This window comes from Streptomyces sp. NPDC057654 (assembly GCF_042800135.1).
Taxonomy (GTDB): domain Bacteria; phylum Actinomycetota; class Actinomycetes; order Streptomycetales; family Streptomycetaceae; genus Streptomyces.
Genome location: NZ_JBHVHQ010000172.1, coordinates 1 through 12,398, shown reverse-complemented (window position 1 = coordinate 12,398; position 12,398 = coordinate 1). Strand labels below are relative to the sequence as shown.

The window sequence follows — 12,398 nt, the reverse complement described above, 5'->3', positions numbered from 1 at the left end:
GGCCAAGGGCGTTACGGATGCAAAGTCCGCGCCTGAAGGCGAGTCGTCGGGCGAGTCGTCGGGCAAGTCGTCCGATGAGTCGTCCGAAGCGGAATCCGGTGAGGGCGCGCCTCCGCGCGACGCGCGGTTGCGTGCCGCCGTCGCGGCCTGGGTCGCCAGCGCCGAGGACGAAGCCCCCGAGGGGGCCGACCGCGAGAAGAAGAAGGAAGAGAAGGACAAGGGAGAGGAAGGTTCCGCCTCTCCCGGCGAGAAGTCCGAGCAGAAGTCCGAGCAGAAGGCTGAAGGCAAGGCCGAGGGCTTCGACCGGCCCACTGCCGTCTTCAACACCCTGCGCTCCAAGGAGACGGAGCGGCCGGAGAAGCCTGAGAAGTCGGAGAAACCCGGTGGCTCCGAGGGGGCCGCCGGCTCGAAGGACGACTCGGATGACTTGGACGACTCGGACGAGTCGCCCAAGGACCGGCAGACGACGACGCTCAGGAAGCCCGTCGACCGGACGACCACCACGCTCAGGACGCTCGGACCCACGGTCGGCAAGGACAGCGGCAAGGGCAGCGGCGCCGACGACAACGACGGCCCTAAAGACAATAAGGACAAGGGCAGCGCCAAGCCCGGCGCCGGAGCCGGTTCCGAGTCCGACGCGGAGCGTACGAGCCAGTTCGTACCGCTGAGGTCCACGGACGCCCCGGCCGTGAAGCCCGCGCAGGCCAAGCCCGTACCGCAGCCGCCCGTACCGCCCCAGCCCGCCGCGGCTCCGAACGCCCAGGCCCCGGCACAGTCGCAGGCCCAGCCCCAGGCCGCCGCGGGGCAGGCCGCGCCGCAGGCGATGCCGCAGTCCGAGCGGACGACGCAGCAGCCGCTGCCCCCCGGCGAGGCTCCGGGCGGCGGCCAGCAGATGCCGCTGGACCTGCTGGCGCAGCTCACGAACACGCCGCCCCCGCCGGAGACCCCGACGCGCACCGTCGTGCGGCGGTTCAAGATCTGGACCCCGCTGGTCATCCTGCTGCTGATCGTCTTCTGCGTGGTCCAGGAGGTCCGGCCGCTGCCGGACGCGTCCCTGAGCCTGGGCGAGAAGAAGGCGTTCACGTTCGGCGGCGAGAAGTTCCAGATGCCCTGGCCCGACCAGGGGCAGGCCGCCGCGAAGGTGGTGGGCGTGGGCGACATCGGCACGTCCGGCCCGCAGAAGCCGGTGCCGACCGCGAGCGTCGCCAAGGCCATGACGGCCCACCTGATCCTCCGGGACCACCCCCTCAAGAAGGGCGCCAAGGGCCCGAAGATCACCATCGACGCGCAGGCGGAGAAGGAGGGCAAGTCCCAGGACGAGTCCGTGGAGCCGGTGAAGGAGGGCGAGCAGTACACCGAGTACCAGATGCTCGAAATGCTGCTGATCCCGTCCGCCAACAACGTGGCCCGCAAGCTGGCGCGCTGGGACGCCGGGTCGGAGGACGCGTTCGTCAAGAAGATGAACGAGGAGTCCCAGCGCCTCGGCATGACGAACACGACGTACACCGACCCGAGCGGTTTCAACTCGTCGACCAAGAGCACCGCGGTCGACCAGACGAAGCTGGCCGAGGAGGCCATGAAGGCCCCGATCTTCCGTGAGATCGTCGGTACGCCCAACGTCCAGAACGACCCCAAGTTGCCGCGGAAGCTCTACAACAACAACCAGCTGCTGATGAACTACGGCACGCTGGGCATCAAGACCGGCTCCAGCTCCCCGGCCGGCGGCGCGCTGATGTGGGCGGCCAAGCGGACGATCGACCACAAGGAACAGCTGATCGTCGGGGCCACGATGGACCAGCACGCGCCCGGCGTCCTCGACAAGAGCCTCCAGCTCGCCCAGACCAACACCAAGCCGATGATCAAGGCCGTGCAGGACGCGCTGACCTCCACCGTCATGGTCAAGAAGGGCGACGTCGTCGGCTACGTGAACGACGGTCTCGGCGGCAAGACGCCCGTCGTCGCCACCAAGGACCTGAAGGGGGTCGGCTGGCCCGGCCTCGACGCCCAGCTCGGGATCGACAGCGGCGGCAAGGCCGTGCCGCACTCGGCGAAGGCCGGGACGGTCGTCGGCGAGCTGACGGTCGGTACGGGCCCGAGTCAGCAGAAGGTTCCGGTGGCGCTCCAGAAGGAGCTGGCGGAGCCGTCGTTCGGCGCGAAGCTGACGCGGTTCTCCTGATCGATCCGGTGACCGGTCGGGTTCACCGACGCGGCGTGGCGGCGGCCCGGCTCCTGGGAGCGGGGCCGCCGTCCTGTAGCGTCGCGTCGGTTGTACGGCCCGACTCGCCGTGCCGCCTACTACCGCTGGGAAGCGGGACGGCGTGAAGATGGGGGAGACCTCGGGGGAGACGGGGAGAGCCGCAGTGACCACCGTGGGGCCGACGCGGCCTGGCAGCACCGGCGATCCGGAAGACGACCCGCAGGGGCGACCGGCCCCGCCGGAGGGGTCGGACCGGGCGGAAGAACCGGACCGGGCGGACGGACCGAAGCGGTCCGGCGTCGGGGAACAGCCCGGCCCGGCGGAACAGCCCGGCCCGGCGGCCGGCGGGGACCTCCCCGGCGCGCCGCCGACAGCGGGCCGCTGGGCCGCCGCCGGCCGGTTCCTCGTGCGTCCCGTTCCCGCCGCCCTGCTCGCCGCCGCCGTGCTGCATCTGCTCTGGGTGTGGCTCTTCGCAAACAGCGGCGGCGACCTCGCGGCGCAGGACGCCTGGGCCGAGTTCGTCGGCCGGCACCCGGCCTCCGCGTACAACCTCGCCTGGTACGGCGGGATGCACCCCGTCTCGTACAGCGTGATCTCGCCGTATCTCATGCACGTCCTCGGCGTGCGCACCACGATGATGATCGCGGGCACGCTCTCGGCCGGGCTGATGGCGCTGCTGCTGGTGCGCAGCCGCGCGGTGCGCCGCCCGCTGTGGCCGGCCCTGTACGGGACGTTCGCGCTGATCTGCAACGCGATCTCGGGCCGGGTGACGTACGGGCTCGGCGTGATGTTCGGGCTGGCGGCGGTCGCGGTGATCTTCGCGTGGCCGGTGCGGTGGCGTTCCGAGCAGTGGGAGCACAAGTGGGCGCGGGCCGCGCTCGCGGGGCTGCTGGCGGCGCTGGCCACGGCGTCGAGCCCGGTGGCCGGGCTGTACATCGGGTTCGTGGCGGCGGCGCTGTGGCTCGGCAAGCGCCGCCCGGCGGCGTACGCGCTGGGGCTGCCCCCGGTGGCGGTGGTCGCGCTGTCCGCGTGGCTGTTCCCGTTCTCCGGTCAGCAGCCGATGTCGTTCCCCTCGGCGATCCTGCCGCTGCTGAGCGGCGTGTTCGGGTTCGTCTTCGCGCCGAAGCGGTGGCGCACGGCCCGGATGACCTCGGCGCTCTACGTCCTCGGGGTGCTGCTGGTCTGGCTGATCCCCTCGCAGATCGGCACCAACATCTCCCGGCTCGGGATGATCTTCAGCGGGGTGCTGCTGGTCGCCGTCTGGACCGGGACGGAGCGTCCGCCGGGGCGTGAGCTGCTGCGCACCGGCCGGGGCCGCAAGTGGATCGCGATGATCCTGGCGCTGATCACGGTGACGTCCTGGCAGCTGGCCAACTCGATCGGCGATGCCGTCAACACGACGCCCGCCGCGTCCTGGGCGCGGGAGCTGGCGCCGCTGGTGGACCGGTTGCAGAAGGTCGACGCCGAGCGCGGCCGGGTCGAGGTCGTGCCCGCCCGCAGCCACCGGGAGGCGTCCGCGCTGGCCCCGTACGTGAACCTGGCGCGCGGCTGGAACCGGCAGGCGGACCGGGAGCGCAACCCCCTCTTCTACGAGGAGGGCATGCTGACCTCGGCCAGCTACCACGAGTGGCTGGGCCGCTGGGCGGTGCACTACGTGGTGCTGCCGACCGGCGAGCCGGACAACGCGGCCGAGGCGGAGGCGCAGCTCGTCGCCGCCGGGCAGCCGTATCTGCACGAGGTGTGGTCGGACGCCAACTGGAAGCTGTACGAGGTGAGCGCGCCGACGCCGCTCGCCGACCCGCCGGCCGTCGTGCGGCGCGCGGACGCGGGCGAGCTGACGATCACGGTGAAGACCGCGGGTCCGGTGCGCATCCGCATCCCGTACTCGCCGTGGCTGGGCCTCGTCGACAAGGACGGCAAGTCGGTCGAGCCCCCGAAGGAGGGCAAGAACCACGAGCCGCCCGTCAACGTCAACGGCTGTCTGACGAAGCAGGTGCAGATCCCCAAGGACGAGCGGGAGCCGAAGGACGCGTGGACGGTGCTGCACGCGCCGCACGCCGGTACGTACCGCATCGCCGCCCCGTACAAGTTCCCGCGCGGGACGATGTGCCCGGAGGGCATGGCACTTCCGTAGATCTTCAGCAGGGACTCACCCGCAGACGTGCGGGAACCAGGGCGCGCCGCGCTCCCGCTCCCGCACCCGGTCGAGTTCGCGCAGCAGGGCGTTCAGGTCCTGGTCGGGGTCGCTGAGGAATTTGAGGACCGCCCGCTGGAAGGCGGTGCGCAGCGGCGGCGGCATGGAGTCGGAGGCGTCCAGGCAGCGGGCGCCGGGGGTGCGCAGCCGGTCGGCGGCGCGCCGGGAGACCGGGTCGGTGTAGCGCACGGAGTCCGGCAGCGCCTTGTTGACGAAGAACGGCGGGTACGTGCCCTTCGGCGGGTCCGTCGTCCAGGTCGTACGGGCCCGGTCGGACGCGAGGTAGCGCATCAGCCGCTCGGCCTGCGGGGTGGCGTGGAACATCGCGGCGAAGTCGGCGGAGACCTCGTGCGCGGTGGAGTCGCGGTCCGCGCCGGGCAGGACGCGGGCGGAGTCGGCGAAGTCCTCCTTGAAGGCGCTGGGGTAGGCGCCGCGGGTGAAGGTCCCCTGGTGTTCCATGGCGCACCGCGGCGGGGTGGCGGTCATGCCCGCCGCCGCGCCGCCGAAGCTGTTTCCCAGCGCCTTCTTCGCGGGCCCGGCGGGGAAGACGGAGCGGAACGTCTTCCAGGCGCCGGTCAGTTCGGGTGAGGTCCACGGCAGCTCGCCGGCCGCCCACTTCTCGTACACGGCGCGGCCGCGCTGCTGGAGCAGGATGTCCTCGATCCAGTCGGTGCCGGGCCAGCCGGAGGCCGCGCCGTCGCCCATGCCCGCGCACCACTGGCGGCCGTCGGCGGCGAGGGCCGCCAGGTCGCCCGGCTGGTGGCGCTGGGCGTCGTACCAGACGACGCTCTTGAGGTCGGCCTTCACCGGGAAGGCGTACCGGTGGCCGTTGAACTTCGGGGTCCACAGCGGGTCGTAGGAGTCCCACTGCGCGCGGTCCAGGACGCCGTCGAGGCTTTTGAGGGCCTCCTTCCGCTCGGCGTAGTCGGCGACTTCGCCGGGGCTCGGCAGGATCGCGACGTCGGGCGAGGCGCCCGCGTCGACCTCGGAGAGCAGCACCTCGCGCAGGGCGGTGGTGCCCTGGTAGACGACGCTGATCCCGGTCTCGGCGGTGAAGTCGGCCAGCACCTTCTTGAACGCCATTCCCTCGCCGCCGGTCCAGGTGGCGAGGACGGTGACGCTGCCCGCGGCGCGGGAGCGCGCGTCGCCCGCGCCGACGGCGCAGACGAGCAGCAGCCACAGGACGAGGACGGCGGCGGTGACGTTGCGGGGCCGGGGCGCGGTGGTCATCGCGGCTGGAACCGGTACTCGTCGATGCGGGGCTGGAGGCCGGCGAGGACCAGCGCCGCCAGCACCGTGCCGCCCAGCGGGATCAGGCCGACGACGCCCGCGCGCCAGTGGGTGTCCTGCATGATGTCGAGCACCTCCGGGAGGACTTGGGGCGTCGTGGAGCTCGATGTCCGGGCGGTCAGGAGCGTACGGGCCGCGCCCAGCCGGTCCTGGATCTGGCCGGCGAACAGAGCCAGCGGCAGCAGGACGGCAAGGAGCGCGGTCGCGATGGCGAGGAAGGGGTTGGCCAACCGCCGGAAGCGGCGGCGCACGAAGCGCTGGGTGTCCACGAGCAGCCAGCCCAGGGCGGCGAACAGCGCGCAGGTCACGATCCAGGTCAGCCACAGCACCCAGCCGAAGGACGCCTGTCGGTCGAGCACGTCTAACTGCTGCCGCTGGAGGGACTGGAGGCGGTCAAGGATGCTGCTGCTGCCGTTGGGCCGCAGCATGTCGCGGGCGTAGCGGAGGTAGGCGTCGCGCAGGGCGGGGTGGTCGCGGTTCACGTACGCCTGCTGCACGAGGTCGGCGTAGGAGGAGACCAGGCCGGTGACGGTGCGCAGGTTCTGTCGGCCGGAGTCCCCGGCGACGGTGCCCTTGAGGGCCTGGGCGAGGTTCTGGTTGGCGGTGGACAGCGCGCTGCGGTACTCCTCGCCGGCCCCCTCGATGTCGGCGGTGTCCTCGCCGAGCCCCTGCCGGGCGCTGTCGTAGGACCGGGCGAGGGCGTCCCGTACGGACGAGATCTGCACGATGGCGGGGGCTGTGTCGCCGGTGACGGCCCCGGAGTTGCGGCTGACGCCGTAGTACGCGGTGAGCAGCGCGGCGAAGGCGAGCGCGGTGAGCGTCAGCAGGGTGGCCAGGCGGCGGACGAGGGTGGCACGGGTGCCGCTCATGAGGGGGGCTCGGCGCGCAGCGGGCTGTCGCACTGCTCGCAGTACCCGGTGTCGCCGGGGTTGACGCGCTTGCATCTGGTGCAGGTGATGTCGGGCGGGGACTGCGCCGGCAGGTCCTGCGGCCCTTCGTCCGGGTCGGGCGCGCGGAGGCTCTCGTCGTTGATGACAAGGATGGAGTTGATGTCGATGGCCTGGAAGTCGTCGCGTACCTCCACCACGCCGGCGGTGGCGTCGGTGATCCGTACGAGCCGGCCCAGACGCGCCAGGACCCGGCGGTCGCCGGTGGCGTGGGCGAGCTTGGCGGCCCGGCCCCACTGCCGGCGGGCGGTTTCGCGGTCGCCTCGGTCGTACGCCGCGCAGCCCTCGGCGACCGCCTCCGCGAGCTCGGCCTGGGCGTCGTAGTGCGCGAGGCTCGGGTCGACGGAGAGGAAGGGCGGCGGGTCCTTGGTCCAGTGCACCAGGACGGAGGCCGCCTCGGGCGCCGGGGGCGCGGCATCGCCCGTCAACTCCAGCTCTACAGAAGCGAGTTCCACGTCCTGGTCCACCGGGTCGCCGTCCGGGTCCGCCGCCAGGCACACGTGGTACTCGCGGACCTCGTCGCCCCAGGCGGCGGCGCGGTACGACCAGGTCCGCCCGTCGGTGTATTCGCGCTGCCCGGTGAGGTCGGCGCGGGTGGGGTGGACCTGTCTGACGAACCGCAGCTCGCTTCCCGCCCGGTGCTTGATGACCAGCCGCACCTCTGCGAGGGACTTGGCCATCGCGCTGCGCACCAGCGTGCGGAACTCCGCCTCCAGGTCGGAGTCGTCGCGCACCGCGTCGGCCCGGCCGTGCAGATCGGCGGCGATCCGCCGCAGCTCGGCCTGGTCCCAGTCCTCGCCGATGCCGCGCGCGTCGCAGATGAACCGCTCGGCGCAGTCGGTCAGCACCTGCTCCAGGCGGCCGGGCGGGTCGTGCTCGTTCTTGCCGTCGGTCAGCAGCAGGGTGTGCCGGATCGGGACGCGGTGCGCGGCGTGCAACTCGCCCGCGCGCTCCAGCCAGCTGGCGATCGCGGTGCCGCCGATGGCGTCGAGCCGGTACGCGGCGCGGACCGCCTGCTCCTTCGAGTCGGGCCCGGCGACGGCGAGTTCACCGCCGGCGGGGAAGGCGACGCGTGCCTGTTCGGTGCCCTCCACGATGGCGAAGCGGGTGCCGTCGCGGAGCAGCTGGACGGCGGCGGCGGTCGCCCGGCGGGCGGCTGCGATCTTCGTCGGGGGCCAGCTCATCGAGGAGGAGCAGTCGATGACGATGACCTCGCTGGCGTCGGTGTGCGCCGCCGCGGGACCCAGCCCGCGGGCGGCGACCGTCACGATGGCGTGCATCTCGCCCCGCCCCGCTGCGGCCGGCAGGTACTTGTTCTGGTGCACGCGCACCGTGATCTCGCTCATCTGGTCCCCGTGTGGTGTGCGGTCAGGCCCGCGTCAGCGGGCGGATGGAGTTGGCGCGGTCGACGAGGGTCCCGTGCTCGTCGGCGGTACGGGCCTGGCGCTGGGCGATGCGCCGCAGCGAGGCTTCGAGCAGGAGGCGGAGCGCCGCCTCGGGGTCGGGGCGGGCGTTCGCCGCGCGGCGGCGGCCGCGGCGCGTCCTGCGCCCGGGGCCCGGCGGCGCGAAGTGCGGGGCGGCGAACAGCGGCGCGGCGAAGCCGCGGGCCGCGGCCCGCACCTCGTCGGCGGAGTGCGTACGGGCCCAGTCGAGCGCGGTCTGGAGCACCTCGGCGTTGAGCCGGTCGCGGGCCTCGCCGGAGTGCTGCCCGTCGTCGAGGTCGAGGCGCGGCAGCCGGCGCACCGCGTCCTTGAAGTCGTCAAGGGACGGCAGCCGGAACGGGGCCGGGCCGAGCCGCCCGGCGCGGATGCGCACCGCCGCGAGCTGCGCGGCGTCGTAGTGCCGCGAGACCATCGGCACCCCGTCCAGGACCCGTACGGCCGCGTCCCGGTCGCCCGCCGTCAGCCGCAGCCGGGCCAGCCCGAAGGCGGCGCTGCCCTGCGAGCGGTTGCGCTGCCATACGGCATGGTAGAACCACTCGGCGGAGGCCAGGTCGCCCAGCTGCTCGGAGCAGTAGCCGAGCGCGAGCTTCGGCGCGTACTCGCCCGGCAGCATCCGGTACACGCGCCCGAACTGCCGTGCCGCGACGTCCACTTGGCCGCGCGCCAGCAGCATCAGCGCGCGGTGCCAGCTCAGGCGCCAGTCGTACGGGGCGTTGTCGCCGATGACGCGGCGCGCCTTCGCCAGCCGCTGGGCCGCCGAGGGCAGCCGGCCGAGCTCCAGGTGCGCGCGGCACTGGCGGAACTGGATCTCGGGGGACTCGGGCTCGTAGCCGGAGGCGTTCAGCTGCTCGATGAGGCGGCGCGGCCCGGCGTCGGTCGGGGTGATCAGCAGCGGGGTGCCGGGGTCCTTCGGGTCGGGGAACGGTACGGGTAGGCCGAGCGGCACCCGGTCGGGACCGGGCAACCCGTGCCCCAGCGGTCGTGGGTCGCACGCGCCGTCGACCAGCCAGTGCTCCAGCGGCGGGATGCGGCCCAGCGACGCGTCGAGGAGCGCGGCGGTGGGCGCGAACAGGGTGGACGGCTCGGGGTGTTCCTCCTCCAGACGCAGCGAGCGGGTCTCCCGCAGGATGCCGCGCAGCTGCTCCGCCATCTCGTGGGCGGAGGCGAAGCGCTGCCGCGGGTCGTGGGCGGTGGCGCGGGCGATGGCGTGCTCGTAGGAGGTGGCGGCGAGGCCGGGCGGCTGCTGCTCGGGCCGCTCGGCCCGCAGCGAGAGATCCTGGAGGGTCCGGCCGACGCTGTAGAGGTCGGAGCGCTCGCTGAGGCCCGCGAAGCCGTGCCGGATGACCTCGGGCGGCGCGTAATAGGGGGTGATGACGGGGCGGCCGCCCTTCTCGGCCTGGCCGAGCCGGTGCATCGCCCCCAGGTCGATGATCTTGATTTTTCCCTCGTGGTGCATGACGTTGCCGGGTTTCATATCGCAGTACACGAGCCGCTCGCCGTGCAGATACTCCAGGGCGTCGAGGATCAGGCAGCCGTAGGTGAGGATGTGCTCGTAGAGCCGGGGCCCGTCGTACGGGGCGTCGGCGTGCGCGATGAACTCCTTGATCTGGGCGAGCGTGGTGCCGCCCACGAACTCCATGACGATGTAGCCCGTCACCCGGTGGCTGTTGCGGGCGGGGTGCGTGACGTAATTGATGATGCGGACGATGTTGGGGTGGTCGAGCATCGTCAGATAGCGCCGTTCGTCCAGCGCCATGTCCAGCGACGCCCGGTCCTCCGTATTGATCAGGCCCTTGATCGCCACGGGCTGGTCGTCGAGCTTGGTGTCCTCGGCGAGATAGACCCAGCCCATGCCGCCGAACGCGATACAGCCGACCACGCGGTACTGGTCACCCAGCAGATCGCCGGCACGCAGCTGCGGGGTGAAGTCGAAGGGATGGCGGCAGTTGCGGCAGTAGCCGGAGGTCAGCGCGGGCTGCCCGGCGTACGGCGCGCCGACGACGAAGCCGCAGCCCTCGTTGGCGCACACCTGGCCCCTGGCGGGCGGCCGGGGATCGTCCAGGACGAGGCTCTCGCGGGAGAGGAGATCTACGTACGGCAGCTCCAGCAGGCTCCCGCCCGCGTCCCTGACCGCGAAGAGCCGCGCCGTGCGCTGCCGGGCGCGGGCGGCCGTACGGGTGGTGGTGGTCTCGATGAGATCCGCGGTGGGGGCCGTCGGGACTGCCGGGGCTGTCGGGGCCGTGGGCGGCGACTGTGAGGGGATCAGAGGGGCGGTGGGGGGCTTGAGGGGCTGGCGACCGCAGTCGGAGCAGAAGCCGTTGGGCTTGATGCGGCCGGTGCAGGGGGGACGGTCGCAGGGGGGCGCGGGGCGGGCGGCGGCCGTCATGAGGGGCCTTCTCGGGGGGCCGCGGGGGTGGGGGAGTCGGGTCCCGGGGGTCTGTCGTACGTAGCGGGCGCGTCCGGTTGCGGTGGTCTCTCGTGTCCGGTGGGGCCGTCCGACTCCGGCGGTCCGCCGTGTTCGGCGCGGGTCACGGCTCGCGTGAACGCGTACACGGCCTCTTCGGCATCCTGGGGCACGAAAGGCTTGGCGTTGAGGGCCCGTTGTGCCGCGCGGCGCAGCCGCACCATGTCGTCCCGCTCCGCGGCCCCCAGCGCCCCCAGCTTCGCGACGGCGGCGGTGAGCAGCCCGTCCAGATCCTTCCGGGCGCGCTCCGACTCCTCCGCGGCCCGTGCCCGTTCCGCCTCTGCCCGCCGCCCCGCCTCGGCCTTCGCGCGCACCGACGCCACGGCGTGCTCGAAGGCGGCGAGCTTCGGCAGCACGCGGTAGCTGCGCAGGTCGGGGTCGGCGCGCAGCAAGCTGCGGGCGATGTGCAGATCGCCCACGTAGCTCCGGGCCTCCTCACCGGCCAACCGCAGCCGCTCGACCTCCTCGCCCAGCCGCGCCAGCCAGGCGTCCACGCGCTTTGGGTCGGGCCGGAACAGTTCCTCGGCGAGAGCCAGTCCGGGGGCGCGAGGGTCGTGGAAGACGATCAGCAGTTTGCCGCCGCGAGACGCGATGAGGCTCAGGGCGCGCAGCAGCCCGTCTGGGTCCGGGGCCCGGTCGACACCGACGGCCACGATGGTGAGGGGGACCGTGTCCGTACGGATGAGGTCGGTGGGCGAGGTGCCGTTGTGCGTTCTGAGCCCCATGCGGTCGGCGACCAGCCGCTCGAGGTCGGCCGGGGTCCAGTCCTGCGCGACGACGGCCAGGTCGACGCTGCCGACCGGCGGCACGGTGCCGTGCGGACGGCGGGTCACGTGTGGCAGCGAATGGCCCCCGGACAGCTCGCGGCTGGCGAGTGTCACGGCGCGGCGGAGCGCCTCGTACTTGTCGCTCTCCTCATCGGTGATGACGAGGGTCTCGACGTCTTGCATCCCAAGGCCGAGGCCGAGCCCATGGCCAAGCCGCTGTCCCTCGCCGCCGTTCTGTACGGGGGCCGCTCCGTTCCGTGCGGGCATGTCCCCGCCGTTCCGTACGGGCGCGTCCCCGCTCGGCAGGCCGATGCTCCCGCGCCGCAGCCAGCGGGTGAGGCGGCGGGCGACCTCCACGTCCTGCGCGCCGTCCGTCAGCTCGGAGACCAGTCGGCGGTCTATGCCCTGCCTGCCGTGCACCCACTGCGTGACGACCGGCAGGTGATAGAGGATCGTTTCGGTGGGGATCATGTACGAGAGGGACCGCCGCTGCCCGGTGGGCACGGCGTCGGGCGGATCGTCGTAGCGGCTCACGACCATGCCGATGACGTGCCCGGTGTCGCTCACCTCCACCGCCGCGCCGCTGAAGCCCCGGCGCACCGTGTCCGCCGGGGTGTCGGGCGTCATCTGCACCCACTCGGACTGCGGCCCTGCCTGGCTGTCGAGCGTGGCCCGGAACAGCATTCCGTGCTCGTTCGAGGCAGGGAAGCCGTACATGTTGACGGGCTGTCGCCAGCGCGGGGACTGCCGGCGCAGCAAGGTGGCGTACTCGGGCGGCTGCGGCACGCTGAGCTTGAGCAGCGCCACATCGGCGCGTTGATCGGCCTGCTGAGGCTTCCAGCCGTCCTCGGCTACCCATGCCGGCACCGGCCGCGCGTCGGGCACCGCCAGCAGTTCGACCAGTACCTCGGTGTTCGGATCGGGCTGCCCGTGCTCGTCGGTGATGACGTGCGCGCAGGTCAGCACGGTGTCGGTGTCCAGAAGAATCCCCGCGCCCAGGACGGCGCGCGATGCTCGACTACGGATGCGTACCCGCCAAAGCCCGCTGTGCGGAGGCCGGTTGGCGGGGTGTCTCAAGTCCGCCCCCATGTGACGAC

The 12,398-nt window shown here is 72.7% G+C and carries 7 protein-coding genes; 2 read left to right on the top strand and 5 right to left on the bottom strand.

Annotated elements, in window-relative coordinates:
* Together ACFU99_RS15890 and ACFU99_RS15885 are read left to right on the top strand one after the other, a co-directional pair.
* On the top strand, positions 1–2,176 hold a 2,176-nt coding region (locus tag ACFU99_RS15890; RefSeq protein ID WP_384391574.1), incomplete at its 5' end, for a D-alanyl-D-alanine carboxypeptidase family protein.
* Positions 2,177–2,324: 148 nt separating this feature from the next.
* A complete protein-coding gene (locus tag ACFU99_RS15885; RefSeq protein ID WP_384391571.1) occupies positions 2,325–4,331 on the top strand; it encodes an MFS transporter in 2,007 nt (668 codons plus the stop codon).
* Between the two features lie 15 nt (positions 4,332–4,346).
* Here ACFU99_RS15885 and ACFU99_RS15880 read toward each other — a convergent pair whose 3' ends face one another.
* The 5 genes from ACFU99_RS15880 to ACFU99_RS15860 all read right to left on the bottom strand — a co-directional run.
* Entirely contained in the window at positions 4,347–5,621 is a 1,275-nt protein-coding gene (locus ACFU99_RS15880) for an ABC transporter substrate-binding protein (protein ID WP_384391568.1), read from the bottom strand.
* Positions 5,618–6,550 carry a hypothetical protein gene (locus ACFU99_RS15875; protein ID WP_384391565.1) on the bottom strand — a complete coding sequence of 311 codons (933 nt, stop codon included), beginning with the start codon at positions 6,548–6,550 and terminating at the stop codon, positions 5,618–5,620. The genes ACFU99_RS15880 and ACFU99_RS15875 overlap by 4 nt, the downstream gene beginning before the upstream one ends.
* Positions 6,547–7,974, bottom strand: a complete 1,428-nt coding sequence (locus tag ACFU99_RS15870) for a VWA domain-containing protein (RefSeq protein ID WP_384391563.1) — start codon at positions 7,972–7,974, stop codon at positions 6,547–6,549. The genes ACFU99_RS15875 and ACFU99_RS15870 overlap by 4 nt, the downstream gene beginning before the upstream one ends.
* Before the next feature lie 22 nt (positions 7,975–7,996).
* Positions 7,997–10,456: a tetratricopeptide repeat protein gene (locus tag ACFU99_RS15865; protein ID WP_384391560.1), complete on the bottom strand. Its 2,460-nt coding sequence runs from the start codon at positions 10,454–10,456 to the stop codon at positions 7,997–7,999.
* Positions 10,453–12,398 (bottom strand): serine protease (locus ACFU99_RS15860; RefSeq protein WP_384391558.1); only part of this gene is annotated, 1,946 nt, incomplete at its 5' end. The genes ACFU99_RS15865 and ACFU99_RS15860, both read right to left, overlap by 4 nt.

What these genes read in the sequence shown, in the direction of transcription:
- ACFU99_RS15885 (WP_384391571.1), top strand. Translation starts at nt 2,325, where the DNA reads ATGGGGGAGACCTCGGGGGAGACGGGGAGAGCCGCAGTGACCACCGTG.
- ACFU99_RS15880 (WP_384391568.1), bottom strand. Translation starts at nt 5,621, where the DNA reads ATGACCACCGCGCCCCGGCCCCGCAACGTCACCGCCGCCGTCCTCGTC.
- ACFU99_RS15875 (WP_384391565.1), bottom strand. Translation starts at nt 6,550, where the DNA reads ATGAGCGGCACCCGTGCCACCCTCGTCCGCCGCCTGGCCACCCTGCTG.
- ACFU99_RS15870 (WP_384391563.1), bottom strand. Translation starts at nt 7,974, where the DNA reads ATGAGCGAGATCACGGTGCGCGTGCACCAGAACAAGTACCTGCCGGCC.
- ACFU99_RS15865 (WP_384391560.1), bottom strand. Translation starts at nt 10,456, where the DNA reads ATGACGGCCGCCGCCCGCCCCGCGCCCCCCTGCGACCGTCCCCCCTGC.